This window comes from Burkholderia sp. FW306-1C-G01B (genome assembly GCF_058781685.1).
This window is the reverse complement of record NZ_JBYSWZ010000012.1, coordinates 238,404-263,304: the sequence shown is the minus strand read 5'-3', so window position 1 is coordinate 263,304 and position 24,901 is coordinate 238,404. Positions and strand designations below refer to the sequence as shown.

The following is a 24,901-nucleotide window of genomic DNA, read 5'->3' as shown; positions in this document are numbered from 1 at the left end:
GGAGCGAACTCCGTGGCGCTTCATTCATGCCCGCTTGCGCGGAGGCCCGGCCCCCGTGAGGCGAAACGCGCTTAAGCCGCCGTTGCCGGCTTCGCCGGCTTCTGCAGCTTGCCCTTGCCGGCGCGCTGGATTTCCTCGAGCTTGATCTCGACGTGGCGCGAGAACACATACTCGGCCGGACGCTGCTTCGCGATCGAGATGTCCGGTGCGAACGGGCCGTCGGTCTTGATGCCCTTCGTGCTCACGCGCAGCGCCTTCAGCGGATGCGCGATCGTGTCCATCACGGCGGTTGCCTCGAAGCCGCAGTGGACCATGCAGTCCGCGCACTTCTCGTAGTTGCCGACGCCGTAGTTGTCCCACTCGGTCGTTTCCATCAGTTCCTTGAAGGTCTTCACGTAACCTTCGCCGACCAGGTAGCACGGCTTCTGCCAGCCGAACACCGTACGCGCCGGGTTGCCCCACGGCGTGCACTTGTACGTCTGGTTGCCGGCCAGGAAGTCGAGGAACAGCGACGACTGGCTGAACGACCAGCGCTTGCCGCCTTCGCCGCGCTTCAGGATTTCGCGGAACAGGTTCTTCGTCTTGTCGCGGTTCAGGAAGTGCTGCTGATCCGGCGCGCGCTCGTACGCGTAGCCCGGCGACACCGTGATGCCGTCGACGCCGATCGGCCCCAGCGTGTCGAAGAACTTCGCCACGCGCTCGGGCACCGCATCGTTGAACAGCGTGCAGTTGATGTTCACGCGGAAGCCGCGGCGCTTCGCTTCCTTGATCGCCGCGACGGCCTTGTCGTACACGCCTTCCTGCGACACCGAGTGATCGTGCGCCTGCTGGTCGCCGTCGAGGTGGACCGACCAGACGAAATACGGGCTCGGCGCGTAGTCGTCCATCTTCTTTTCCATCAGCAGCGCGTTCGTGCACAGGTACACGAATTTCTTGCGCTTCATGATGCCCTTGACGATTTCCGGCATCTCCTTGTGGAGCAGCGGTTCGCCGCCGGCGATCGACACGACGGGCGCGCCGCACTCGTCGACGGCCTGCAGGCATTCCTCGACGGACAGGCGCTGGTTCAGGATCGGGTCCGGATAATCGATCTTGCCGCAGCCGTTGCACGCGAGGTTGCAGCGGAACAGCGGCTCGAGCATCAGCGCGAGCGGATAGCGTTTGTTGCCGGACAGGTGCTGGCGCACGATATACGCGCCGACACGGACTTGCTGGAGCAGCGGAATAGACAAGGGATGTCCTCCTTAAACTTCGCGGGCGACAGCTTGCGTGAGCTTCGCCGGCAGCTTGAATTCGACTTTTTCCTCACGGCCCGCCATCGTCGCGACATCGACGGGCCCCAGCGCGCGCAGCGCGCCGATTACATCCTCGACCATCTCTTCGGGCGCCGACGCGCCGGCGGTCAGGCCGACCGTCTGCACGCCCGCGAACCATTCGGCTTTCACTTCCGAGCCGTCGGCGACGAGATAGCTCGGCACACCGCTTTCGGTGCCGATCTCGCGCAGGCGGTTCGAGTTCGAGCTGTTCGTCGCGCCGACGACGAGCAGCACGTCAACCTGTTCGCTCAGCTCGCGCACGGCGGCCTGGCGATTCTGTGTGGCATAGCAGATGTCGCGCGTGTCCGGGCCGACCAGGTCGGTGAACCGGCGCTGCAGCGCTTCGATGATGCCGCGCGTATCGTCGACCGACAGCGTGGTCTGCGTGATGTACGCGACCGGCGTATCGACGGGCAGCGTCAGCGTCGCGACTTCGGCTTCGCTCTGCACGAGGATCACCTCGGCCGGAATCTGGCCGATCGTACCCTCGACTTCCGGGTGGCCCGCGTGGCCGATCAGGATCAGCCGGCGGCCCGCCGCGACATACTGGCGGCCCTGCACGTGCACCTTCGTGACGAGCGGGCAGGTCGCGTCGAGCACGTCGAGCCCGCGCGTTTCCGCGTCGCGCTCGACCGTCTGGGCGACACCGTGCGCGCTGAAGATCGCGACAGCGCCGTGCGGCACCTCGTCGAGTTCCTCAACGAATCGTGCCCCTTTATTACGCAGGTTTTCGACGACATGCCGGTTATGAACGATCTCATGACGCACATAGACCGGCGCGCCGTGCTGTTGCAGCGCGCGATCGACGATCTCGATCGCACGGACAACCCCCGCACAAAAGCCGCGGGGCTGGGCAAGGATGACTCGCATAAGTGAGCGAACTCCGACGACAGACGCCGGGGTTCGAAGAGCTGGCACCAACTCGATCGCCCCGGCTTGAAGTTATGAAGGCAGGAACGAACCGGCCAGACCAGGCCCCGGAACCCCGAATTAATCGCGCATTTTAACCCTATCGGGCAGTCCTTGCTCTGGTACCGTATCTTCCGTGTTGCAATTGCGTGAGAGCCGCGTCGGCGCTGGCGCGCGCGGAACCCAGTAAACTACGCGGTTTCGCGGGCGGCCGCCCCGGCTGCCCGGCGTCGCGCTCATTTCAAGGCCATTCGATGACCGTCGATTCTTACGCGTATTGCCCGGCCGCCCGAGCGGTTTCGGGCGTTTTGTTCCTGACCCCCATTCAAAACGCCGGCGTCCGGCCGGAGGCGCGCCGATGATGCTGGCGATCGCTTTCCTGGTGTCCGGCCTGTCGCTGATGATCTGGATCGTGCTGCTCGTCGCGCGCGGCGGCTTCTGGCGCGCGGTGCCGGCGCGGCCGCTGCCGCCCGACGCGCGCGGCGCCGCGGCCGACGCGGGCTGGCCGGCCGTCGTCGCGGTCGTGCCGGCGCGCAACGAGGCCGACGTGATCGCCCGCGCGGCGACTTCGCTGCTCGAGCAGGATTATTCGGGCGACTTTCATCTGATCATTGTCGACGACCACAGCGACGACGGCACCGCCGACGCGGCCCGTGCGGCGGCGCTCGCGATCAACCGCGCCGACCGGCTGACGGTGCTGGCCGCGAAGCCGCTGCCGGCCGGCTGGTCGGGCAAGGTGTGGGCGCAGTCGCAGGGAATCGCCGCGGTGCAGACGCTCGGCCGGCCGGCCGACTACCTGCTGCTGACGGATGCCGACATCGGCCACCCGCCCGATGCCGTCGCGCAGCTCGTCACGCGCGCGCAGGCCGAGCACCGCGATCTCGTGTCGCTGATGGTGCGGCTGCGCTGCGATTCGTTCTGGGAAAAGGCGCTGATCCCGGCGTTCGTGTTCTTCTTCGCGAAGCTCTACCCGTTCTCGTGGATCAACAACCCGCGCAACCGGACGGCCGGCGCCGCGGGCGGCTGCATGCTCGTGAAGCGCACGGCGCTCGAGGAAGCGGGCGGCATCGAGTCGATCCGCGGTGCGCTGATCGACGACTGCAGCCTCGCCGCGCAGATCAAGCATCGCGGCAGCGGCCGCCATCCGATCCGGCTCGACCTGGCCGACCGCAGCGTGTCGCTGCGCCCGTACGACAGCTGGCGCGACATCTGGAACATGATCGCGCGCACCGCGTTCACGCAGCTGCACTATTCGCCGCTGCTGCTGGCCGGCACGCTGCTCGGGATGGCGATCATCTACCTCGTGCCGCCCGTCGCGGCGCTCGCGTACGGCGCGCGCGCGTGGCCGGCGTGGCTCGCGTGGGCGTCGATGTGCGCCGCATATGCGCCGATGCTGCGCTACTACCGGCGCTCGCCGCTGTGGGCGCCCGCGCTGCCGCTCGTCGCGCTGTTCTACGTCGGCGCGACGTTCGCGTCCGCGTGGCGCTACTGGCGCGGCAAGGGCGGCCAGTGGAAGGCGCGCGTGCAGGCGCCGGTGGAGCGCTGAGCGTTTCGCGCGCCGCCGGCGTGCGTCCCGGGACGCTGCCGTTCCGGCAGCCGGAAAGCAAACAGCCCGATCGGCGGAAACCGGTCGGGCTGTGTCGTTTTCGGCGGTGCTGCCTGCCGGTGCTTACCGCTGGGTCAGCATCATGTACATCTGGATCACCACGTCGGGCGAGAACGTGAACGGCACCCAGCCGAAGCCGGTGTGGCGGGCGACCAGCAGGCGGTCGCCGTTCGACTGCTTCTGCACGGCCATCATCGGGTTCTTCGTCGTCACGAAACGCCAGCCGGCCGGGATGCCGGGCGGCGGCTCCGGCTGCATCGACGCGCGCGCATGCGCGAGTTCCTCGATCAACTGCCCCAGTTGCTCCGGATGCAGCGTGATCGATTCGCCGTTGATGGTCAGCGTGAGTTCGTTCTGCGACGGACGCGCCACATGCAGCGTCGATTTGTCGACCGGGTGCGTGGCGGCTTCGGTTTCAGTCGCGGTTTCGGCTTCGGCTTGCGCCGTCGCGACGACAGCGGTTCCTGCGTCGGCCGCCGCATCGGCTGCATCGGTCTCGGCCGGCGCGGATGCGATCACGGCCGGTTCCGCCGCTGGCGTGCCTGCCGGTGCCGCTTCGACGACTTCGGCGGCAACGGCCGGGGCGGCCACTGCGTTCGTCGCGGCTTCCTTGACGACGGCCTCGACCAGCGCTTCGGCGTCGGCGACGGCCTTCGCGTGGTGCTGTGCGGCGGCTTCGGCTTGCGCGATCGCTTCGGCATGGCGCTGCGTGAGGGCTTCGGCCTGCGCGGTGGCGTCGGCGTGGCGTTGCGCGGCGGCTTCGGCCTGCGCGATCGCTTCGGCGTGGCGCTGCGTGACGGCTTCGGCCTCGGCGGTCGCATCGGCATGACGCTGCGCGGCGGCTTGCGTTTCGGCGATCGCTTCCGCGTGACGCTGCGCAAGCGCTTCGGCCTCGGCGATCGCGGCCGTGTGGCGCTGCGTGGCCGCTTCGGCTTCGGCGGTCGCTTGCGCGTGACGCTTCGCGGCGGCCTCGGCTTCGGCGGTCGCTGCCGCATGGCGCTGCGCGGCCGCATCGGCTTCGGTCGCGGCGGCGTCATGGCGTTGCGCGGCGGCCTCGGCTTCGGCGATCGCCGCTGCGTGTCGTTGCGATGCGGCTTCGGCATCCGCATGACGTTGCGCGAGTGCTTCGGTCCGTGCGGTGGCTTCCGTATGGCGCAGCACGGCGGCTTCGGCTTGCGCGGCGGCATCCGTATGACGGTGGGCGGCGGCTTCGGCGGCGGCGGCGGCTTCCGCGTGGCGCTGCTGCGCGGCTTCGGCGTCGGCGGCTGCCGCCGTGTGGCGCTGCGCTGCGGCCTGCGCTTCGGCTTCCGCGGCGGCGTGACGTTGCGCGGCGGCCTGGGCTTCCGCTGCTGCGGCGCGCGCGAAGGCTTCCGCGCTGCGGGCCGCCTGCTGCGCGGCGTGGTGATCGTGGAGGAGCTGATCGACGCCCGCGTTGAGCGAATCGATCTGATCGTTCAGGTTCATGCGTGTCTTCTCTGCGTAAGACCCGCGATTTTACCCGCTGCGCCAGTGCCGGTCCGCGTGCGACGTGTAACAAAATGCGCAAGGCGGCGCGAAGCGCGCCGCTTTGTGTTATTTCAGGTACCCCGCCGAGCCGAACCAGTCGAGCGCATCGCGCAGCCCTTCGCGGTACGGGCGCGCACGGTAGCCGAGCTCGCGCTCGGCCTTCGCGGACGTGAAATACATCTTGTTCTTCGACATCCGCAGCCCGTCCACGGTGACGAACGGCTCTTTCTTCGTGAACTTCGCGACCGCTTCGGCGCCGACCGCGAGCGGGTACAGCGGCCAGCGCGGCAGCGCGATCGTCGGCGCCTTGCGGCCCGTCATCTGCGCGATGTCGGCCAGCATCTGCTGCAGCGGCAGGTTTTCGCCACCGAGGATGTAGCGCTCGCCGATCCGGCCGCGTTCGAGCGCGAGGAAGTGGCCGTGCGCGACGTCGTCGACGTGCACGAGGTTCAGCCCCGTGTCGACGAACGCGGGAATCTTGCCGAGCGCGGCTTCGACGATGATGCGGCCGGTCGGCGTCGGCTTCACGTCGCGCGGGCCGATCGGCGTCGACGGGTTGACGATCACGGCCGGCAGCCCTTCGTCGGCGATCATCCGCTCGACCGCGCGTTCCGCGAGCACCTTGCTGCGCTTGTAGACGCCGATCGCCTGCTCGGGCGTGAGCGGCCGGTTTTCGTCGGACGGGTCGCCCGCGCTCGTGACCTTCAGCGTCGCGACGCTGCTCGTGTAGACGATCCGCTCGACGCCTTCCGCGCGTGCCGCGCGCATCGTCGCGACTGCGCCTTCGAGGTTCGCGCGCTCGATTTCGTCGGGATCGGGCGCCCACAGCCGGTAGTCGGCCGCCACGTGCAGCAGGTAGCGCACGCCGCGCAGTGCGGCGCGCATCGACGCCTCGTCGCGCATGTCGCCGGTGACGATCTCGGCGTCGAGATCCGCGACGTTCGTGCGCGGGCTGGTCGGGCGCACGAGCACGCGCACCGCATAGCCTTTCTGCTGCGCGATGCGCGCGACGGCCGAGCCGACGAAACCGGACGCGCCGGTGACGAGAACGAGATCGCGGGAGGTATCAGTCATGCGTTTCCTTCAGGGCCGCGCGCGAGCGGCGCGGCGGTTGAGCGTCGGCGAGATTGTACGTGGTCGGCGCGTGCGGCGACGCAACGCCGGCGCCCCGGCGGGCCGTGCTTGCGTGGCGGCGCGCGGCCGGGCCGCCGCACGCGTGTGCGAAGCGGCCGACGCGACTACAATGCCGGGCTTGAATGCAACGGGAGGGCGACGCGATGAGCCGCAATGAACTGGACGAACGGATCGAGACCTACTACGTGCGGGTGCGCGGCGTCGTGCAGGGCGTCGGCTTCCGTCATGCGACGGTGCGCGAGGCGCATGCGCTGAAGCTGCGCGGCTGGGTCGCGAATCTCGAGGACGGCAGCGTCGAGGCGATGATCCAGGGCCCCGGCGCGCAGATCGACCGGATGCTCGCGTGGCTGCGCCACGGGCCGCCGGCTGCACGCGTGACCGAGGTGACGTTCGAGGAACGCCGGACCGAAAGGCGCTTCGAGCGTTTCCAGCAGCAGTAACAGGCGCACAACAACCATGACGGGGTATCCGGAAGCCGGGCGCGGCCTCATGCTGTCGGTGATGGCGTCGACGCTGTTCGCGCTGATGTCGGTTTACGCGAAGCTGCTCGCGCCGCTCACCGGGCTCGACATCTTCGCGTGGCGCGTGCTGTGGACCGCGCCGGGCGCGCTCGCGCTGATCGCGTTGCGCGACCGCTGGCCCGCGCTCGTCGACCTCGCGCGGCGCAGCGTGCGCGACTGGCGTCTGCTGATCGCGCTGCCCGCGAGCGCGGCGCTGCTCGGCCTGCAGTTGTGGCTGTTCCTGTGGGCGCCGCTGCACGGCCGCATGCTCGAAGTGTCGCTCGGCTATTTCCTGCTGCCGCTGACGATGGTGCTCGTCGGCCGCTTCTACTATCACGAACGTCTCGACCCGCTGCAATGGGCGGCGGTCGCGTGCGCCGCGCTCGGCGTCGTGCACGAAGTGTGGGCGACGCGCGCGTTCGCGTGGCCGACGCTCGTCGTCGCGCTCGGCTATCCGCCGTATTTCGTGCTGCGCCGCCGGATCAACGCGGATTCGCTGGCCGCGTTCGCGATCGAGATCGTGCTGTTGTGCCCGGTCGCCTTCGCGATGGTCGCGGCGAGCACGACGCGCGTCGCGAGCAATCCGGTGTTGTGGGCCGCGCTGTTGCCGGGGCTCGGCGTGCTCAGCACGCTCGCGCTCGCGAGCTACCTGAAGGCGAGCCGGATGCTGCCGATGGCGCTGTTCGGGATTCTCGGCTACGTCGAGCCCGTGCTGCTCGTCGCGGTGTCGCTGCTGCTGCTCGGCGAGACGCTGAGCGTCGCGAAGCTCGCGACGTACGGGCCGATCTGGGTCGCCGTCGCGCTGACCGCGTGGCACAGCGCAATGCTGATGCGGCGCTTGCCCGCGCGCGGATAAGTTTCGATCTCGATCGCGGTGCGGCGGCCGCGCGGAACGTGCCGCGCATCGTGTATCGCTGGACGATCGAACCACGTTCGAAAGCATCAATACTGACCGCAAACTGGCGACGCGCTGGCGTGAATCTGGCGGCGCTGCCCGCTTCATATCGCCGGCCTCGCGCTTGTAATCGAACAGAAGATTCGGTTGCATTTTGTTACTTAGGGTCTCCCCGGATCGGCCATTAGACTGGCCTGACCGACTTCCCTTCGTATGCAGCTTTCCAATGAACGGTCATCTCCGTGCCTGGCCGGCCGGGTTGGCGCGATGCGGGCATACGCGCATCGCCGCTGATCGCGCTCGCCTTCTCCTTTTCGATCCATTCCCCGGCGCCTGTCGCGCCGCCGTTGCGCAGGTGCGCTCATGTCGTTGAGCATGCCGTCGTCCGTCGCGGTCCAGCCGTCGCGCAGCGGCCGCTTGATCGAAGTCGATTTCTTCCGTGGGCTCGTGCTGTTGATGATCGTCGTCGATCACATCGGCGCAAGCGTGCTGTCGCGCGTGACGCTGCACGCGTTCGCGCTGTGCGACGCGGCCGAGGTGTTCGTCTTTCTCGGCGGCTTCGCGACCGCAAGCGCGTACGGCGCGATCGCCGAACGGCAGGGCGCGCGCGCCGCGCAGCGCCGGTTCGTGCGCCGCGCGATGCAGATCTACCGCGCGTTTCTCGCGACGTCGACGCTGATGCTCGTCGTGTCGGCCGTGCTCGATCACTACGGGATCGATGCGCCGAACCTCGCGCTCGACGACGTCAGCGTGATGCTTGCTTCGCCGCTCACGGGCCTCGCCGAATTGCTGACGTTCCAGCGCCAGCCGTATCTCGCGTCGGTACTGCCGATGTACGTGCTGTTCGCGCTCGCGTCGCCGGTGCTCGTGCCGTTCGCGCGCCGCCAGCCGTGGCTGCTGGTCGCGTTCAGCGTCGCGTCGTGGCTGGCGGCGGGCTGGCTCGGCCCCGAACTGCTGGATACCGACGGCTTCCGCTGGAGCTTCAACCCGTTCGCATGGCAACTGATGTTCGTCGCCGGCGTGCTCGCGCGCTGCCAGCCGTTCTACCGCCGCATCGCGCTCGGGCGGTGGGGCGCCGCGGCGACCGGCGTCGCGTGCGCGGTCGTGCTCGGCTGTGCGAGCTACAAGCTGTTCTCCGGGCTGCCGTTGCCCGAAGGCGTGCTCAAGCGCGATCTCGCGCTGCCGCGCGTCGTGAGCTTTGCGGCCGTCGCGTGGCTGATGGCCGATTGCGTGCGCTACGGCTGGATCGCGCGGATCGCGCAGGGCGTGCGGCCCGTCGTCGCGGTCGGCCAGCGCGGGCTGATCTGCTTCGTCGCGGGCGCGGCGATCTCGCTCGTCATCGATTCGCTGCTGCACCCGGTCGCGCACGGCGCCGATCTGCGGCACGTCGGCGTGGGCCTCGTGGCCGACGCATGCGCGCTCGGGCTGATGATGGCCGTGGCCGGTTCGGGAACGTGGATCGCGCGGTGGCGCAGTGCGGCCGCGTGAGCGGCGCGGGAAGAGGCGCGTGCGGCACGCAACGTGCCGCGCGGCGTCAGTGAGGTGAGCCGATACGGGAGCGGGGAACGGCGGTTGCTTCGTCGGATTCGGCGTCGTCGCGGTCGTCCGGCGCCGGGTCGTCGCGCTCCGCGAGTACCGCGTCGGCTTCGGCTGCGGCGCGGGCGGCGCGAATCGCGGTGCAGCGCTGAGCGTGCCGGATGTCCGACAGTATCCTCAGCAGCCTCGTGGTCTTGCTTTTCATGATCTTCTCCCGCCAGTGCGCATCGCGACGGATCGGATGCGTTTCCACCAGTGTAGGACGCGATCGCGCAACCGGCAGGGGAATGTGGCGTGCATGCCGCACGCCAAGGGATAGTACTTACTGGGCCGCGGTGACGGCCTGCGCCTGCAGCGCTTCCTCGCGGCGCTCTTCCGCGCAGCGCTGATGCTGGCGCGACAGGCGGTTCATCAGCGGCAGCAGCAGCAGCGCGAGCAGCATGCCGATCGCGGCAAGCCAGCCGAGCTTCTCGAACAGCGACAGGTACAGCGGCAGCGATTCGGTGGCCGGCAGCTCGTGCGACGGCATCTGCGCGAAGTTCGCGACGACGCTGCCGAGATACTGCGACACGCCCGTCGCGACGAAATACGCACCCATCATGAAACCGCTCATGCGCGCCGGCACGTAGCGGGCGATCATCGCGAGGCCGAGGCCGCTCACCAGCAGTTCGCCGAGCGAGTAGAGGCCGTAGCCCCACACCATGAACCACGACGACACGCGGCCGTCGACCGCGTAGCGGCCGCTGATCGTGAACACCAGGTAGCCCGCGGCGACCGCGCCGAAGCCGAGCGCGTACTTCGCGGCGACCGGCAGGTCGCGGCCGCCCTTCGCGACGGCGTTGTAGACCCACACGAGCACCGGGCTCAGCAGCATGATCCAGATCGGGTTCAGCGCCTGGAACTGCGCGGCGCTCCACGTGAACAGCGTCGTGCCGAACAGGATGAAGCGCGGATCGACGTTGCGCAGCGCGAACAGCGTCAGCGACGTCGACATCTGCACGTAGAAGATGAAGAACAGGATCACCTGGCCGATCAGCACGAGCGCCGCGATCAGGCCCGCGCGTTCCGAGCGCTCCGACTTCGCGATCATGTACGCGAAGATCGCGAGGATCGCGAACGCTGCCGTCCACACGCTGGCGACCGCGAGCTGCTTGTGCTGCAGCACGTACAGCGTGATCAGCGCGAGCGCGGCGCCGCCTGCCGCGACCGCGCCGAGGCGCTTCCAGCGGATCGGCTGTTCGTCCGGCTGCGAGCCGACATGCGCGAGCGTGCGGTGCATCAGCATGAAGTTGAGGATCGCGAGCAGCATGCCGCCGCAGCAGACCGCGAACGCGGCGTGCCAGCCCCAGTGATCCTTGATCCACGGCGTCGCGAGCATCGACACCGTCGAGCCGATGTTGACCGCCATGTAGTAGATCGTGAACGCGCTGTCGATGCGCGCATCGTCGCCTTCATAGATGCGGCGCACGAGGTTCGCCGCGTTGGCCTTGAACAGGCCGTTGCCGACGACGATCACGCCGAGCGACGCGTACATGTACGTCAGGTGATCGTTCGGTACCGCGAGCATCAGGTAGCCCGCGCACAGCACGGCCGCGCCGATGATCATCGTGCGGCGGGCGCCGAGCACCTTGTCGCCGATCCAGCCGCCGATCGACGGTGCCGCATAGACGAGCGCGGTGAACGCACCCCAGGTCAGGTTCGCATGGCTGTCGGTGAAACCGAGCCGGTCGACCATGAAGAGGACCAGGAGCGCGGCCATGCCGTAGTAGCCGAAGCGCTCCCACATTTCGATGAGGAAGACCGTCGTGAACGATCGGGTTTGTGAAACAGGTGAATGCATCATCAATCTCGGTTGAAACGGACGGCACGGATCACGCGTCGTCTTGGGTCTGACTGGCGCCTGTGCACAATGGGCCGGGTAGGCTTGGCATCGGCGATGGAGCAGTCGGGCGGTTAGCCCGGGCCGGGAGCGAACACCGCCCGATGAGGCGGGGAACGACCCCGACCGGCGCGCGGATGGTAACGTTCGCCGGTCCGGTGCGTCCGGTATGCGCCACTTAGGGAAACTCCCGATATGGCAGCAACTTTCAGGAAGATTCGTCTCATCATCTATTTGTAAACTTCTAGGCGGGCCCTCCGAAGATTCCCGGAGAGCCGCTTGCAGCTTGCCTGTGAAGCCGGCGAGTCTGGCAAGATAGCGCGTCGTTTCGCTCGCTTCGTGCCCTGTTTAGCGCACCGGGCTCAACGCCGAAGGCGTGTGCGAACCTGAAGACTAAGCTATATCGATCTAACTTAGTTATTTTCCATCAAACATTTTTTGACGACTACTTTTCGGCCTGCTATGGTTCCCCCCACTGAAAACCCGCGGTCAGCAGACGCTGCCGCCGTACTGGGCAGCAAGATTCGCGCGTTGCGCCAACGACTCAAGCGCACGCTCGACGACACCGCTACCGCCGCGGGGATTTCGAAGCCGTTTCTGTCTCAAGTCGAGCGCGGGCTCGCGTCGCCGTCACTGACGTCGCTGGCCGGTATCGCGCACGCGCTCGGTGTGACGGTGCAGTACTTCGTGGATACGCCGAGCGAGGAACGCTCGGTCTGCCGAGGCGAGCAGTTGCGCTTCTTCGGGTTTGCCGATTCGGCGAACCTGTTCGCGCGGCTGACGAACGTATCCGAAGGGCGACAGCTCGAGGCGATCCTCGTGAGGTTGCCGCCGGGGCAGAAGCGGTCCGAGGTGACGACACATGCAGGAGAAGAGTTCCTGTATGTGATTGAAGGGGAAGTGTCTCTGACGCTGGAAGGCAAGACGTTCGTCCTGCAGGCCGGCGACAGTTCGCACTATCAGTCGACGGTCCCGCACAGCTGGGTCAACACCGCGAAGATCGAGTCGGTGGTGGTCTGGGTCGGTACGCCGAGGCTGTTCTAACGCACAGGTATTCCTTCGTTTCCAAGACGGGATGCCTGTCGAAAGAAACGTAAGGAATACTAAGATGAAATACGGGAATCACGGGCCTCCTCGATCGCTGCGCCCGTCAGCGTCTCACGCGTAATCCGCGGCATTCGCCGCGCGACGCTCACCGAACCCACTTTCTCAAGACTGCCACGATGAAATCCTTGCATGCCATGTCGGCCGTGCTGGCCGCGCTCGCCCTGACGACGCCCGTCGCCCACGCCGTTACCGTTCCGTCGAACGTCGCGCTCGCTCCTCAGCAGGACCTGACGCGACAGGTGCCCGCCGAAGTCGAGTCGCTCGACCCCGCGCACATCGAATCGTGGACCGGCAACACGATCGGCCTCGACCTGTTCGAAGGGCTCGCCCGCATCGATGCGGCCGGCCAGGTCGTGCCGGGCGTCGCGCTGTCGTGGGAGCGCAAGACGCCGCAGACGTGGATCTTCAAGCTTCGCCACGACGCGAAGTGGAGCAACGGCCAGCCGGTGACGGCCGCCGATTTCGTCTATGCGTGGCAGCGCCTCGTCGATCCGAAGACGGGCTCGAAATACACGATCCTCGTCGAGTTCGTGAAGAACTCGAAGGACATCATCGCCGGCAAGGCCGCGCCGTCGACGCTCGGCGTGCGCGCCGTCGACCCGTACACGCTCGAGGTGACGACCGACGTGCCCGTCGCGTTCTTCCCGGAGCTGACCGCGATGGTGCCGCTCGCGCCGGTGAACAAGGACACGGTGACGAAGCTCGGCGACGCGTGGACGCGCCCGGGCAACATCGTCAGCAACGGCCCGTTCCAGCTGGTCGACTGGCAGCCGAACAACCGCATCGTGATCTCGAAGGACGCGAAATACTGGAACGCGCCGAAGGTCGTGATCAACAAGGTCACGTACCTGCCGATCGAAAGCGACGAGACCGCGATGCGCATGTACCAGGCCGGCCAGATCGACTACAGCTACTCGATTCCGTCGGGGATCTTCCAGCAGGTCAGCAAGCAGTTCGGCGGCGAACTGCGCCAGGGCCTGCAGCTCGCGACGTACTACTACTACCTGAACAACAGCGATCCGGCGCTGAAGGACAAGCGCGTGCGCCAGGCGCTGTCGATGGTGCTCGATCGCGAGGTGCTGACCTCGAAGCTCACGCAGGCCGGCGAAAAGCCGATGTACGGGCTGATGCCGAACGGCACGAAGGGCGTGCAGCCGTTCACGCCGGACTGGGCGTCGTGGCCGATGGCCAAGCGCGTCGAGACGGCGAAGAACCTGCTGAAGCAGGCCGGCTACTCGGATGCGAAGCCGCTGTCGTTCACGCTGACCTACAACACCAACGACCTGCACAAGAAGGTCGCGCTGTTCGCCGCGTCGGAATGGCGCACGAAGCTCGGCGTCAACACCAAGCTCGAGAACGTCGAGTTCAAGGTGCTGATGAAGGAGCGGCATGACGGCAAGGTGCAGATCGCGCGCGACGGCTGGTTCGCCGACTACAACGACGCGATGACGTTCTTCGACCTGCTGCGTTGCGGCAGTGCGCAGAACACCGTCGGCTACTGCAACAAGCAGGCCGACGCACTCGTCGACGAAGGCAACCAGAAGCTCGACGACAAGGCGCGTGCCGCGCTGCTCACGCAGGCACACGACCTCGCGCTGAACGACACGCCGATGGTGCCGCTGTTCCAGTACTCGGCAGACCGCCTCGTGAAGCCCTATGTGGGCGGCTACTCGCTGAAGAACGTGATCGACATGCGTGCTTCGCAGGACATGTACCTGATCAAGCACTGAGCGGAGCGATCATGCTGGCCTACGCACTGAGACGCACGTTGTGGGCGGTGCCGACGATCCTCGCGGTCGTCACCGTCTGCTACCTGCTGCTGCACTTCACGCCCGGCGGCCCGTTCGATACGGAGAAGCAGCTTTCCGCGGCAACGCTCGCGAACCTGAACGCGAAGTACCACCTCGACCAGCCGCTGTGGAAGCAGTACCTGCTGTATCTCGACGCGCTGCTGCACGGCGATCTCGGTCCGTCGTTTCGCTATGTCGACTGGTCCGTGAACGATCTCGTGCGCAAGGCGCTGCCGGTGAGTCTCGGCGTAGGCGGCGTGTCGATCCCGATCTCGATCGGGCTCGGCGTGCTGCTCGGCACCGTCGCGGCCGTGCGCCGCGACAGCTTCATCGACCGCATCGTGATGCTGATCGGCAACATCGGCAACGTCGTGCCGCCGTTCGTGCTCGGCCCGGTGCTCGTGTGGATCTTCGCGATCCTGCTGAAAACCTCGGCCGGCAACGGCTGGCTGCCGGCGGGCGGCTGGGGTGACGGCGGCTGGCAGTACCGGCTGCTGCCGATCGTGCTGCTGACCTTCATCAACATGTCGCTGCTCGCGCGGGTGATGCGCGGCTCGATGATCGAGACGCTGTCGAGCAACTACATCCGCACCGCGCGCGCGAAAGGCCTGCCGGGCTCGACGATCGTGCTGCGCCACGCGCTGAAGCCCGCGCTGATGCCGGTCGTTTCGCTGTTCGGCACGGTCTGCATCTCGTCGATCACGGCGGCCGTCGTCACCGAATCGGTGTTCGCGCTGCCGGGGCTCGGGCAGCTCGTCGTGAACGGTGCGATCAACCGCGACTACACGCTGGTGCTCGGCCTCGTCGTGCTGACGACCGTCTGCGCGGTGCTGTTCAACCTGCTGGTCGACCTCGCGTACGCGTGGCTCGATCCGCGCATCCGTTATTGAGCGAGGCACTGCGATGACTCCGACTACTCCCGTCGTCGGGCTGCCCGTGCAGACCGACTCGCCGCCGCGTTCGCGCTCGCCGCTCGCGCTTGCGATGGCGCGTTTCCTTCACAACCGCGCGGCCGTGTTCAGCCTCGTGCTGCTCGCGCTGATCACGATCACGTGCTTCATCGGCCCGTGGGTGCTCGCGGCCGATCCCGCTGCAAGCGACTGGGGCTCGATCAGTCTCCCGCCGACGTGGACGAACCAGCACTGGTTCGGCACCGACGAGCTCGGCCGCGACCTGCTGGTGCGCACGCTGATCGGCGGGCGCGTGTCGATCGAGGTCGGCCTGCTCGGCACGCTCGTGTCGGGCCTGTTCGGCGTCGCGTGGGGCGCGACCGCGGGCTTCGCGGGCGGCCGCGTCGACTCCGTGATGATGCGCATCGTCGACATGATGTACGCGATTCCGTACCTGCTGATCGCGATCCTGATGATGACCCTGTTCGGCCGCTCGTTCATGCTGGTCGTGCTGACCATCAGCGCGTTCTCGTGGATCGACATGGCGCGTGTCGTGCGCGGCCAGACGCTGTCGCTGCGCAGCCGCGAGTTCGTCGATGCGGCGCGCGCGATCGGCGTGACGCCGGCGTCGATCGTGCTGCGCCACGTCGTGCCGAACCTGCTTGGCGTCGTCGTTGTGTACGCAACTGTTTCGGTGCCGAACATCGTGCTGACCGAATCGGTGCTGTCGTTCCTCGGCCTCGGCGTGCAGGAACCGATGACGAGCTGGGGCGTGCTGATCCAGGACGGCGCGCAGAAACTGGAATCGATGCCGTGGCTGCTGCTGGCCCCGGCCGTCATGCTGTGCGTGACGCTCTACTGCGTGAACTTCGTTGGCGACGGCCTGCGTGACGCGCTCGACCCGAAGGATCGCTGAGATGGGTGCACTACTAGAAGTCGACAACCTCGGCGTGCGCTTCACGCGCAAGGACGCGCCGCCGATCGACGCCGTGAGCGGCGTGTCGTTCTCGCTCGCAGCCGGCAAGACGCTTGGCATCGTCGGCGAATCGGGCTCCGGCAAGAGCCAGACCGTGATGGCGCTGCTCGGCCTGCTGGCCGGCAACGGCACGACGACCGGCACGGCGCGCTACCGCGGCGACAACCTGCTCGAGATGGATACGCGCGCGCTGAACAAGGTGCGCGGCGACCGGATCGCGATGATCTTCCAGGATCCGATGACGTCGCTCAATCCGTTCCTGACGATCGAGCGGCAGATGACCGAGACGCTGCAGCTGCATCGCAAGCTGTCGCGCAGGGAAGCGAACAAGCGCGCGATCGAGGCGCTCGAATCGGTGCGCATTCCCGACGCGGCGCGGCGCATCCGCATGTATCCGCACGAGTTCTCGGGCGGCATGCGCCAGCGCGTGATGATCGCGATGGCGCTGCTGTCCGAGCCGGAAATCCTGATCGCCGACGAGCCGACCACCGCGCTCGATGTGACCGTGCAGGCGCAGATCATCGACCTGCTGCGCGAGCTGAACCGCGAGCGCGGCACCGCGATCGTGCTGATCACGCACGACATGGGCGTGGTCGCCGGCCTCGCGGACGACGTGATGGTCATGTATGCGGGCCGCACCGTCGAATACGCGCCGGCCGATTCGATCTTCGCGGCGCCGTCGCATCCGTACACGATCGGCCTGCTCAACGCGCTGCCGCGCCTGACCGATGCGGACGATGCGCCGCTCGTCGCGATTCCCGGCAACCCGCCGATGCCCGGCACCGCGCCGGCCGGCTGCGCGTTCGCAAAGCGCTGCACGTATGCGGAAGAACGCTGCGGCGCCGCGCGCCCCGCGCTCGAAACTTATGGCGCCGCGGGCGCGGTGCGCGCGTGCCACCGCCCGGTGGCCGATCTGACGGGAGGTCTGCGATGAGCGTCGATGAACGCCGCAATGCCGGCGCGACGGACGACACGCTGCTGTCCGTCGACGATCTGAAGGTGCATTTCCGCGTGCCGCTCGGCGGCTATCCGTGGTCGCCGAAGGGCACGCTGCGCGCGGTCGACGGCGTGTCGTTCGACGTGAAGCGCGGCGAGACGGTCGGGCTCGTCGGCGAATCGGGCTGCGGGAAGTCGACGCTCGCGCGCGCGCTGATCGGCCTCGTGCCGATGACGGCCGGCACCGTGAAATGGCGCGGCGAAGCAGTCGCGCCCGATCACCTGCGCGGCAATTCGATGCGGCGCGAAGTGCAGATGATCTTCCAGGATCCGCTCGCATCGCTCGATCCGCGCATGACGATCGAGCAGGTCGTCGCCGAGCCGCTCGTCACGCACCAGGCCGGCCTCGGCCGCACCGAAGTGCGCCGTCGCGTGGTCTCGATGCTCGAACGCGTCGGCCTGAACGCGCATCACCTGTTGCGTTATCCGCACGAATTCTCGGGCGGGCAGTGCCAGCGCGTCGGTATTGCACGCGCGCTGATCGGCGAGCCGAAGCTCGTGATCTGCGACGAACCCGTGTCGGCGCTCGACGTGTCGATCCAGGCGCAGATCGTCAACCTGCTGCGCGACCTGCAGCGAGAACTGTCGTTGTCCTATCTGTTCGTTGCACACGATCTCGCCGTGGTGAAGGCGATCAGCCAGCGTGTGCTCGTGATGTATCTCGGCCGCGTGATGGAGTTCGGCACGCGGCATGACGTGTACGGCGTGCCGCAGCACCCGTACACGAAGGCGCTGCTCGATGCGGCGCCGACGCCGGAGCCGGCGCGCGAGCGTGCTCGCCGTCCGATGCTGCTGGCGGGCGAGATGCCCTCGCCGCTCAACCCGCCGTCGGGCTGTGCGTTCCGCACGCGCTGCCCGGTCGCGATCGACGCGTGCGCGCAGGACGTGCCGCTGCCGGAAGTGCGGCAGGGGTCGGCGGCGCGTGTCGCGTGCATCCGCGCGGGCGCGGCGTGATTTGAAGTAACGCATCAAATAAAACCAGGCAGGTCAACAGGGGTAGGTACGGCGCGAACGATCTTCGCGCCGCGGGTACAGGCGCGTCCTTAGCCGGGCACGCCGGGGGGCCGGGAGCGGATCGCAACCGGCGTGGACGATATCAACACAAGACGAGAATCACGATGAAAAAGCAGAAGACGATCGGGACGGCATCGAAGATGCTGCTTGCATGGGGACTGCCGGCACTCGCCGGCGTCTCGCTGACGGGCGTCGCGCACGCCGACGACGCAGCCCCCGCGCCGCTGACGGTCGCGCAGGCCGCGCCGGCCGCCGGCACGGGCACGGCCGTTGCGCAGGCAACGACCCCGAACGCCGTCATCAACGCCGAGGCGACCCAGGCCGTCACGCCGCCCGACGAACCGTCGGCCCAGTCGAAGTCGAAGGGCTTCATCGCCGACAGCCATCTCGACTTCCTGTTCCGCAACTATGCGGACGTGCTCGACAACAAGGGCGGCCCGCATCGCCACGCGTGGGTCCAGGGCGCGATGGCGAACTTCGAGTCGGGTTATACGACGGGCCTGATCGGTATCGGCTTCGACGCGTCGCTGTATGCGGCACTGAAGCTCGACGGCGGCCAGGGCGCCGGCAGCATGGTGCACATCGCGAAGGGCGGCGGCGGCGGCAACCAGCTCGCGTGGGCCTACCCCGGCATCTACGACATCAAGGCGCGCATCTCGAACACGGTGGTCAAGTACGGTCTGCAGGCCGTCGACAACCCGTTCATGGAGCAGCACGACAACCGTGCGCTGCCGCCGACGTTCCTCGGTGCGACGATCGTCAGCAATGAATTCAAGAACGTGATGCTCGAGGCCGGCAGCTTCACGAAGACCGACGCGCGCGGTCATACGACGCTCACCAACCTGACGACGCAATACGGCGGCACGCGCATCAATCGCCTGTCGTATGTCGGCGGCACGTGGGATTACTCGCCGAACGGCGAAGTCGCGCTGTATGCGAACCAGGCCGACGACGTGTGGCACCAGTACTACGCGTCGGTGAAGCACAGCATCGGCAGCCCGCAGACGATCAAGTGGACGGGCTTCGGCAACGTCTATTCGACGCACGACACGGGCGATGCGCGGCAGGGCAAGATCGACAACAACGCATACAGCCTGTCGGTGGCCGCGCAGCACGGCCCGCACGAGCTGCTGCTCGGCTTCCAGCAGGTGCTCGGCGACCAGTTCTTCGACTACCTGAACGAAACGAACGGCATCTTCCTGACCAACTCGATGGACGTCGACTACAACGCGCCGCACGAAAAGTCGCTGCAGCTGCGTTACACGTTCTACGGCAAGGAAGCGGGCCTGCCGGGCTTCAAGGCAATGGTCTGGGGCGTGACGGGCTGGGGTGCGGACGGCAGCGCGGGCGCGGCGAACGACCCGACCAAGTCGAGCATCTACTGGAGCAACGGCGCGCCGGTGCAAGGCCGTCACCACGAGTTCGGCTTCATCCCGTCGTACACGTTCCAGAGCGGCAAGCTGAAGGACACGAAGGTCACGTTCATCGCGATGTGGCACAACGGCTCGGCACACTACTCGGATGCGACCAACACCGAGTATCGTCTGGTCGTGAACCTGCCGCTGCACGCGTTCTGATCGAAGGGGGGCGCACGGCCCCCCGCATCGCGCGGCCGGCCTGCGAGCAGTGCGATCAGGCCGGCTTGTGCAGCCCCGCGACCGGATCGTTCGCGGCGGGCATCTCTTCCGCGAGCGACGTGAGCTGGCGGCCCGTATCGCGCCATGCGTCGAGGCCGCCGCGCAGCGCGAGCGCATCGGTGAAGCCTGCGTCGAGCAGGCGCTTCGCCATCAGCGCGGCCGTCACTTCGTTCGGACACGAGCAGAACACGACGAACTTCTGCGTGAGCGGATAGCGCGCGGCGATGTCGCCGATCTGCCGCTCGTCGGCGAACTGCGCACCGGGAATCGTGAACGGGTCGAGCTTGCGGTGCTCGGGCGAGCGCACGTCGAGCACCACCGGCGCGGTGGCGTCGCGCAGCAGCAGGTCGAGTTCGTCGACGCCGATCCGTGCGTTCGCGAGCTGGCGGATCAGCGCGCGGCGGCGCATCCAGCGCACGGCCGCATAGATCGCCAGCAGTGCGACGATGACCAGCAGCACCGCGCGGCCGAGGTGGCTCGCGCCGGCGAACAGCCAATCGATCTGCCGGTAGAACACGATTCCGGCCACCAGTCCGACGATGGTCCACACCGCGGCGCCGAGCGCGTCGTAGCCGGCGAACGTGCGATAGCGCGTGCCGAGCGCGCCGGCCATCGGCACCGACACGAGCGACAGCCCGGGGATGAAGCGTGCGACGGCGAGCACGCGCACGCCGTAGCGGCCGAAGAAGCGCTCGGTCTTGCGCACGCAGGTATCGCGCGACAGCGACAGCCGGCAGATCGTCTTCAGCGTCGTGCCGCCGTAACGCCGCCCGGCGACGTACCAGACGGTGTCGCCGATCAGTGCGCCGAGCACCGACAGCGCGACTACCGTCACGAGCTGCGAGCCGATCATCGCCGGATGCATCGCGGACATCGCCCCGAACAGCACGAGCGTCGGCATTGCGGGCACCGGCAGGCCGATGGCCGCCGCGAGCACGTTGGCGAACACGAGAAGCGGCCCGTACTGGGCGACGAGGTCACGGAGGAGCATGACGGCTGGCCGAAAAGGAAATGCGTGGGCAGGAAACGCAGATGGGCCGATTATCGGCCATTTTCAAGACAGCGGCGGGAATGACGCAAAGCGCCTGACGGCGGCAGGGGAATGCCGGTGAGCCGGCGCGTTGCGCGCGGCTCACCGTGTGAAATCAGGAGGGAGTGCGGGCAAGCGACGCGGCGCCATGGTTTTCGCCGGGCAGCTCGGCGCCGTGCGAGCGGATCGCCGCGATCAGTTCGGCCGGCGTGATCTCGTAGCGGACCTCGCGGTGGATGCCGGGCTTGCGTTCGTCGATCTCGATCAGCAGCACGCTCTTGCCGTCGCCGGTTGCTTCGAGCCGGAGCGAACGCAGTTGGCGACCGTCGGCCGCGTCGTGTTCGGTGAGCAGGGTCATTGCCCCGGATGAGCCGGTTGTGCGCATCGAACCTATCCTCGTGTCGTGGGTGCCGTAACGGCGAAGATGTGTTTGTTGAATACAGCTTGCCGCAGTTTAACGCGAACGGGCCGCAACACGGAGCATTTTCGTTGGGGTGAAATGAGGGTTGTACCGCACATCCTTCTGATGTTTGACCCGCGCCGGGCGGGCGTTTCAGCCGGATCGCGCGTGGCCGGGGCCGGCGCCTGACCGGCGTTCCCGGCCGCGCCGGCGCGGGCGGCGACACGCGGTGCAACACGCGTCGCCGCATCGCCGCGGCGGCGTCAGAAGCGGTCGGCCAGCCCCATCGCCGGGTCGCTGACCGAGTGGCGGCCCGTTTCGACGCGGCCGGCCACGCGGCGCGAGAAGCTCGCGTCGCTGTCGGCGGTGACGATGAAGTCGTACCAGTGGCCGGTCGAGTCGAGCTTCCAGTGCAGCTCGGACTGGTCGCCGGCGCGCACCGTGACAGTCCACGTGGTGCCCGTGCCGTTGCCATTGCCGTAATAGTGGCCCTGGTTGTTGCCGTCCTCGTTGCCGTGGCCATGACCGCGATCGTCGTTCGCGCCGTGGCCGGGCAGCGGCCCGTAGACCTGGTTCGACTTCACCGTGAAGCGCACCGTGCCGCCGCCGTCGTTGCGCAGCCGCAGGTGGAGGTTGCCGCTCGCGCCCGCATAACCGACGCGCACTTCCGGACGAGGCGCGCGGGCGCCGGCCAGGCGGCTCAGGTCGCCGGTGAAGCGGCGGTGATAGCCGTTCGGGCCGAGCACCCACAGGTCATATTTGCCGCCGTTGTCGGCGCGCGCGGCCCAGTCGCCGTGCAGTGTCTTGCCCGGCTCGACGACGTAGCGCCGCGGCAGGCGCTCGAGGTGCAGCTTGTCATAGACGTGAAACACGGCGGCGGCGCGGCCCGTGTTCGCGAACTTCAGCGTGACCGTGCCGGTGCCGGCATCGGTGCGCGCGCTCGCATGCAGCTCGTACGGCAGCGCGCGCGACGGGCGCACGCCGGTGGCCTGCGCGGGCAGCGCCGGCGCGGTCGGCGGCACGATCTTCGGCGCGGCCTGCTGCGCGGCGCTCAGCGCGTCGACCTGGCTTTTCGTCGTATGGCCCGCGAGCGTCGGCAGCGGTTCGTTGTTCGGCGAGCGGAAGTTGAACGCGCTCGTCAGGTCGCCGCACACCGCGCGGCGATACGCGCTGATCTGCGGTTCGGCAACACCGAAGCGCTTCTCGAGGAAGAGCAGCGTCGACGTATGGTCGAACACCTGCGAATTGACCCAGCCGCCGCGGCTCCACGGCGACACGACCCACATCGGCACGCGCGGACCGGGGCCGTACGGGCGGCCGTCCGCCGCCGGCTGGCTCGACGTGGCCGGCGCGAAGTCGTGGTACTCGACGGCGACGTCGGCGTCCCGCAGCGTGTGGCCGCCCGCGAGCGTGCCGTCGGCGTTGCGCGACGGCACGGCCGGCGACGGCATATGGTCGAAGAAACCGTCGTTCTCGTCGTAGTTGACCAGCAGCACCGTCTTGCTCCACACCTCCGGGTTCGCCGTCAGCGCATCGAGCACGGCCTGCACGTACCAGCCGCCCTGCGCGGGGCTCGACGGTCCCGGGTGTTCGCTGTACGCGGACGGCGGGATGATCCACGACACTTCCGGCAACTTGCCGTTGCGGATGTCGTCGCGCAACGTTTCGAGAAAGCCGTACGGCATCGTGTTGCCGAAGCCCTTCGCGAGCGGGCTCAGCGGATCGTCGATCGCCGGATCGTAGAACGCGCCGGCCGCCGTCACGGGCTGCGTGATGTCCGTCGACGCGACGTAGGCGGGCCGGCGCGCGGCCGGCATCTGCTCGATCGCCGCGCGCCAGTGGCGGAAGCTCATCATCTCGTTGCAGCCGAAATTGTCGATCAGGCTCTGGTAGACCTTCCAGTTCACGCCGGCCTGCTGCAGCCGGTCGGCATAGGTCGTCCAGGTCCAGCCCTGGCTCGACGGGCCGATGTCGTTGCCGCCGTTGAACTGGTTGTTCAGCGCGGCGATCTTCACGCGGCTGCCGTCGGCCGGGCTGATGCCGTTCGGGCCGTTGGTGCCGCTCCAGTAGAACAGGCGGTTCGCGATCGTGCCGGTGTGCATCCCGCAGTGGTAGTGGTCGCACAGCGTGAACGCATCGGCGAGCGCGCGCTGGAACGGCACTTCCGCCGCGTCGTAATAGCCCATCGACAGCGGCGTTTTCGCGTCGGGCCAGCGGTTCATCCGGCCGTGATCCCATGCGGCCTGCGCATCGGCCCACGCGTGCGGCGTACCGCCCGCGCGCTGCGCGTTGCCCTGGCTCGCGTCGAGGTGATACGGCGTGCAGGTCGTGGCGGGCGTCGCCTTGGTGTACGTCTGGTAGAACACGTCGCGGCCGTTCGGCGACGGCACCGCGAAGCGGTCGCCGTAGCCGCGCACGCCCTTGAACGTGCCGAAGTAGCTGTCGAATGCGCGGTTCTCCATCATCAGCAGCACGACGTGCTTGACGTCCTTGATGGTCCCCGTTTCGTGAAACGCGGGAATGGCGAGCGCGCGGCGGATGCTCGGCGGAAACGCGGCGAGCGCGGCGGCGGCGAGGCCGGAAGTGGCCGTCTGCTGAAGGAATTTGCGGCGTGACGTCATGGCGTTCGGATCCTGTGATGGTGGGAGCGTTCGTGACTTCGTCTGGATGCGCCCGTGCGTCGTCCCCCCCGGGACGATCCGCGACGCGTGTGCGTGCGAGTACGTCGGCCGCGCGTGGCGTCGAGCGGTGTCGCGCGGATGTATCGGCCGTCGTCGCGGTCCTGCGCGCCGCGCGCTCGTGATGCGCGGGCAGGACGTCGGCACACACCGGCCCGGCGCATGCCGGGCTGGGCGGCGTCCAGTCTAGGGAGCCGACATGACGTCGACGTGATGAAGAAATGACATCGCATGTCGTGCGCGTGACGTTGTGTGCGCAACGATTATTCCGGACACGATGCGTGACGGAAGAGGGTAAGGAATTACCGATCGCCGCATGCGGAACCGGTCATATTTTTCCGAATCGCGGCCTGCGGCGTGATCGTGTGTCGTTGCAGATACAACAGCATCGCGCGACGACGTGTCGCCCATGTTTCAAATGCATGAAATCGGCTAAGCTCGAAACGTCGCTGCGCGTGTGCGCAGTCCGCGCCGCCGGCGCGACTTTTCGGAACCGGCCCACCCATGACCGACATCAAGATCCGGCACAGCGAGACGCACGACGTCGACGCGATCCGGCAGATCGCCGCCCATCCCGCGGTGTACATGGATACGCTGCAGTATCCGTTTCCGTCGCTCGAGAAATGGCGGAAGCGACTCGAAAACGCGCACGAGCGCGGCGTGAGCCTCGTCGCCGAAATCGACGGCGCGGTGGTCGGCCATCTCGGCCTGAAGTTCGAGCCGAATCCGCGTCGGCGCCATGCGGCGGGGCTCGGCATGATGGTCGACGCGGCCCGTCACGGGCGCGGCGTCGGCAGCCGGCTGCTCGCGGCCGCGATCGATCTCGCGGAAAACTGGCTGAACATCACGCGCCTCGAGTTGACCGTGTTCACCGACAACCGCGCGGCGATCGCGCTCTACGAGAAGCACGGTTTCCGGATCGAAGGCGAATCGCCGGGCTATGCATTGCGCGACGGCGCGCATGCGGCCGTGTATCACATGGCGCGGATCAAGGGCCGGCAGTGAACGGCCGGCCGGCGCAGGCGTGACGGAACGCGCGGCCACGGTGCCGCGCGTCATATTCATTCGAGAATTCGTTCGTTTTCCGCAGGCTGCGCGGGTC

Annotated in this window: 21 protein-coding genes; 12 read left to right on the top strand and 9 right to left on the bottom strand. The window is 67.7% G+C overall.

What is annotated here, in order from left to right; genetic code table 11:
* Window positions 1–71: 71 nt before the first annotated feature.
* Together hpnH and ispH are read right to left on the bottom strand one after the other, a co-directional pair.
* The gene (gene hpnH / locus AC3WLY_RS24315; protein ID WP_034181593.1) at window positions 72–1,232 is read right to left on the bottom strand and encodes an adenosyl-hopene transferase HpnH; all 1,161 of its coding nucleotides are present in this window, start codon (window positions 1,230–1,232) and stop codon (window positions 72–74) included.
* Between the two features lie 12 nt (window positions 1,233–1,244).
* On the bottom strand, window positions 1,245–2,186 hold the full coding sequence (ispH, locus tag AC3WLY_RS24310) for a 4-hydroxy-3-methylbut-2-enyl diphosphate reductase (RefSeq protein WP_034181594.1): 942 nt from the start codon (window positions 2,184–2,186) through the stop codon (window positions 1,245–1,247).
* A gap of 397 nt (window positions 2,187–2,583) precedes the next feature.
* On the opposite strand from ispH, the gene AC3WLY_RS24305 reads away from it, so the two are divergent.
* Window positions 2,584–3,771 carry a glycosyltransferase gene (locus AC3WLY_RS24305; protein WP_492309458.1) on the top strand — a complete coding sequence of 396 codons (1,188 nt, stop codon included), beginning with the start codon at window positions 2,584–2,586 and terminating at the stop codon, window positions 3,769–3,771.
* A 123-nt stretch (window positions 3,772–3,894) separates the two neighbouring features.
* Here the strand turns inward: AC3WLY_RS24305 and AC3WLY_RS24300 are convergent, their stop codons facing one another.
* Window positions 3,895–5,295 carry a phage tail protein gene (locus tag AC3WLY_RS24300; RefSeq protein ID WP_492309459.1) on the bottom strand — a complete coding sequence of 467 codons (1,401 nt, stop codon included), beginning with the start codon at window positions 5,293–5,295 and terminating at the stop codon, window positions 3,895–3,897.
* A 108-nt stretch (window positions 5,296–5,403) separates the two neighbouring features.
* Window positions 5,404–6,411, bottom strand: coding sequence for a hopanoid-associated sugar epimerase (gene hpnA / locus AC3WLY_RS24295; RefSeq protein WP_048246118.1), 1,008 nt, complete (start codon window positions 6,409–6,411; stop codon window positions 5,404–5,406).
* Window positions 6,412–6,614: 203 nt separating this feature from the next.
* Here hpnA and AC3WLY_RS24290 point away from each other — a divergent pair, with 203 nt between their 5' ends.
* The 3 genes from AC3WLY_RS24290 to AC3WLY_RS24280 all read left to right on the top strand — a co-directional run bounded on the left by AC3WLY_RS24290 (window position 6,615) and on the right by AC3WLY_RS24280 (window position 9,354).
* The gene (locus AC3WLY_RS24290) at window positions 6,615–6,911 is read left to right on the top strand and encodes an acylphosphatase (RefSeq protein WP_034187849.1); all 297 of its coding nucleotides are present in this window, start codon (window positions 6,615–6,617) and stop codon (window positions 6,909–6,911) included.
* A 16-nt stretch (window positions 6,912–6,927) separates the two neighbouring features.
* Window positions 6,928–7,827, top strand: coding sequence for an EamA family transporter RarD (rarD, locus tag AC3WLY_RS24285; protein ID WP_175959958.1), 900 nt, complete (start codon window positions 6,928–6,930; stop codon window positions 7,825–7,827).
* A 402-nt stretch (window positions 7,828–8,229) separates the two neighbouring features.
* Complete coding sequence (locus tag AC3WLY_RS24280) at window positions 8,230–9,354, top strand: OpgC domain-containing protein (protein ID WP_492309460.1); 1,125 nt, start codon at window positions 8,230–8,232, stop codon at window positions 9,352–9,354.
* 46 nt (window positions 9,355–9,400) lie between these two features.
* On the opposite strand, the gene AC3WLY_RS24275 is transcribed toward AC3WLY_RS24280, so the two are convergent.
* Window positions 9,401–9,607 carry a hypothetical protein gene (locus AC3WLY_RS24275; protein ID WP_175959960.1) on the bottom strand — a complete coding sequence of 69 codons (207 nt, stop codon included), beginning with the start codon at window positions 9,605–9,607 and terminating at the stop codon, window positions 9,401–9,403.
* Between the two features lie 117 nt (window positions 9,608–9,724).
* The gene (locus AC3WLY_RS24270; protein ID WP_425130836.1) at window positions 9,725–11,245 is read right to left on the bottom strand and encodes a peptide MFS transporter; all 1,521 of its coding nucleotides are present in this window, start codon (window positions 11,243–11,245) and stop codon (window positions 9,725–9,727) included.
* Window positions 11,246–11,743: 498 nt separating this feature from the next.
* Between AC3WLY_RS24270 and AC3WLY_RS24265 the strand changes: the two genes are divergently transcribed.
* From AC3WLY_RS24265 to AC3WLY_RS24235, 7 genes are all read left to right on the top strand, one after another.
* Window positions 11,744–12,325, top strand: coding sequence for a cupin domain-containing protein (locus AC3WLY_RS24265; protein WP_047902204.1), 582 nt, complete (start codon window positions 11,744–11,746; stop codon window positions 12,323–12,325).
* Between the two features lie 179 nt (window positions 12,326–12,504).
* Window positions 12,505–14,118, top strand: coding sequence for a peptide ABC transporter substrate-binding protein (locus tag AC3WLY_RS24260; protein WP_175959962.1), 1,614 nt, complete (start codon window positions 12,505–12,507; stop codon window positions 14,116–14,118).
* An 11-nt stretch (window positions 14,119–14,129) separates the two neighbouring features.
* Complete coding sequence (locus AC3WLY_RS24255; protein WP_047902206.1) at window positions 14,130–15,068, top strand: ABC transporter permease subunit; 939 nt, start codon at window positions 14,130–14,132, stop codon at window positions 15,066–15,068.
* Between the two features lie 13 nt (window positions 15,069–15,081).
* Window positions 15,082–15,984 carry an ABC transporter permease gene (locus tag AC3WLY_RS24250; RefSeq protein ID WP_175959963.1) on the top strand — a complete coding sequence of 301 codons (903 nt, stop codon included), beginning with the start codon at window positions 15,082–15,084 and terminating at the stop codon, window positions 15,982–15,984.
* Between the two features lies 1 nt (window position 15,985).
* Window positions 15,986–16,978, top strand: a complete 993-nt coding sequence (locus AC3WLY_RS24245) for an ABC transporter ATP-binding protein (RefSeq protein ID WP_175959964.1) — start codon at window positions 15,986–15,988, stop codon at window positions 16,976–16,978.
* Complete coding sequence (locus AC3WLY_RS24240) at window positions 16,975–17,994, top strand: ABC transporter ATP-binding protein (RefSeq protein ID WP_047902209.1); 1,020 nt, start codon at window positions 16,975–16,977, stop codon at window positions 17,992–17,994. The genes AC3WLY_RS24245 and AC3WLY_RS24240 overlap by 4 nt, the downstream gene beginning before the upstream one ends.
* A 164-nt stretch (window positions 17,995–18,158) precedes the next feature.
* On the top strand, window positions 18,159–19,631 hold the full coding sequence (locus AC3WLY_RS24235) for an OprD family porin (protein ID WP_072440044.1): 1,473 nt from the start codon (window positions 18,159–18,161) through the stop codon (window positions 19,629–19,631).
* A 55-nt stretch (window positions 19,632–19,686) separates the two neighbouring features.
* On the opposite strand, the gene AC3WLY_RS24230 is transcribed toward AC3WLY_RS24235, so the two are convergent.
* The 3 genes from AC3WLY_RS24230 to AC3WLY_RS24220 all read right to left on the bottom strand — a co-directional run bounded on the left by AC3WLY_RS24230 (window position 19,687) and on the right by AC3WLY_RS24220 (window position 23,742).
* Window positions 19,687–20,682: a DedA family protein/thiosulfate sulfurtransferase GlpE gene (locus AC3WLY_RS24230; RefSeq protein WP_072440046.1), complete on the bottom strand. Its 996-nt coding sequence runs from the start codon at window positions 20,680–20,682 to the stop codon at window positions 19,687–19,689.
* Between the two features lie 154 nt (window positions 20,683–20,836).
* A complete protein-coding gene (locus tag AC3WLY_RS24225; protein ID WP_072440048.1) occupies window positions 20,837–21,106 on the bottom strand; it encodes a hypothetical protein in 270 nt (89 codons plus the stop codon).
* Window positions 21,107–21,384: 278 nt separating this feature from the next.
* Window positions 21,385–23,742, bottom strand: coding sequence for a phosphocholine-specific phospholipase C (locus AC3WLY_RS24220; protein ID WP_492332725.1), 2,358 nt, complete (start codon window positions 23,740–23,742; stop codon window positions 21,385–21,387).
* 561 nt (window positions 23,743–24,303) lie between these two features.
* Here AC3WLY_RS24220 and AC3WLY_RS24215 point away from each other — a divergent pair.
* Window positions 24,304–24,804, top strand: coding sequence for a GNAT family N-acetyltransferase (locus tag AC3WLY_RS24215; RefSeq protein ID WP_492309462.1), 501 nt, complete (start codon window positions 24,304–24,306; stop codon window positions 24,802–24,804).
* Window positions 24,805–24,901 lie beyond the last annotated feature (97 nt).

Excerpts from the sequence above, each read along its gene's own strand:
- AC3WLY_RS24240 (WP_047902209.1), top strand. The coding sequence starts at position 16,975 with ATGAGCGTCGATGAACGCCGCAATGCCGGCGCGACGGACGACACGCTG.
- AC3WLY_RS24245 (WP_175959964.1), top strand. The coding sequence starts at position 15,986 with ATGGGTGCACTACTAGAAGTCGACAACCTCGGCGTGCGCTTCACGCGC.
- AC3WLY_RS24255 (WP_047902206.1), top strand. The coding sequence starts at position 14,130 with ATGCTGGCCTACGCACTGAGACGCACGTTGTGGGCGGTGCCGACGATC.
- AC3WLY_RS24250 (WP_175959963.1), top strand. The coding sequence starts at position 15,082 with ATGACTCCGACTACTCCCGTCGTCGGGCTGCCCGTGCAGACCGACTCG.
- AC3WLY_RS24260 (WP_175959962.1), top strand. The coding sequence starts at position 12,505 with ATGAAATCCTTGCATGCCATGTCGGCCGTGCTGGCCGCGCTCGCCCTG.
- AC3WLY_RS24220 (WP_492332725.1), bottom strand. The coding sequence starts at position 23,742 with ATGACGTCACGCCGCAAATTCCTTCAGCAGACGGCCACTTCCGGCCTC.
- ispH (WP_034181594.1), bottom strand. The coding sequence starts at position 2,186 with ATGCGAGTCATCCTTGCCCAGCCCCGCGGCTTTTGTGCGGGGGTTGTC.
- AC3WLY_RS24300 (WP_492309459.1), bottom strand. The coding sequence starts at position 5,295 with ATGAACCTGAACGATCAGATCGATTCGCTCAACGCGGGCGTCGATCAG.
- AC3WLY_RS24230 (WP_072440046.1), bottom strand. The coding sequence starts at position 20,682 with ATGCTCCTCCGTGACCTCGTCGCCCAGTACGGGCCGCTTCTCGTGTTC.
- rarD (WP_175959958.1), top strand. The coding sequence starts at position 6,928 with ATGACGGGGTATCCGGAAGCCGGGCGCGGCCTCATGCTGTCGGTGATG.
- AC3WLY_RS24280 (WP_492309460.1), top strand. The coding sequence starts at position 8,230 with ATGTCGTTGAGCATGCCGTCGTCCGTCGCGGTCCAGCCGTCGCGCAGC.
- AC3WLY_RS24270 (WP_425130836.1), bottom strand. The coding sequence starts at position 11,245 with ATGATGCATTCACCTGTTTCACAAACCCGATCGTTCACGACGGTCTTC.
- AC3WLY_RS24215 (WP_492309462.1), top strand. The coding sequence starts at position 24,304 with ATGACCGACATCAAGATCCGGCACAGCGAGACGCACGACGTCGACGCG.
- AC3WLY_RS24265 (WP_047902204.1), top strand. The coding sequence starts at position 11,744 with ATGGTTCCCCCCACTGAAAACCCGCGGTCAGCAGACGCTGCCGCCGTA.
- AC3WLY_RS24305 (WP_492309458.1), top strand. The coding sequence starts at position 2,584 with ATGATGCTGGCGATCGCTTTCCTGGTGTCCGGCCTGTCGCTGATGATC.
- AC3WLY_RS24225 (WP_072440048.1), bottom strand. The coding sequence starts at position 21,106 with ATGCGCACAACCGGCTCATCCGGGGCAATGACCCTGCTCACCGAACAC.
- AC3WLY_RS24290 (WP_034187849.1), top strand. The coding sequence starts at position 6,615 with ATGAGCCGCAATGAACTGGACGAACGGATCGAGACCTACTACGTGCGG.
- AC3WLY_RS24235 (WP_072440044.1), top strand. The coding sequence starts at position 18,159 with ATGAAAAAGCAGAAGACGATCGGGACGGCATCGAAGATGCTGCTTGCA.
- AC3WLY_RS24275 (WP_175959960.1), bottom strand. The coding sequence starts at position 9,607 with ATGAAAAGCAAGACCACGAGGCTGCTGAGGATACTGTCGGACATCCGG.
- hpnA (WP_048246118.1), bottom strand. The coding sequence starts at position 6,411 with ATGACTGATACCTCCCGCGATCTCGTTCTCGTCACCGGCGCGTCCGGT.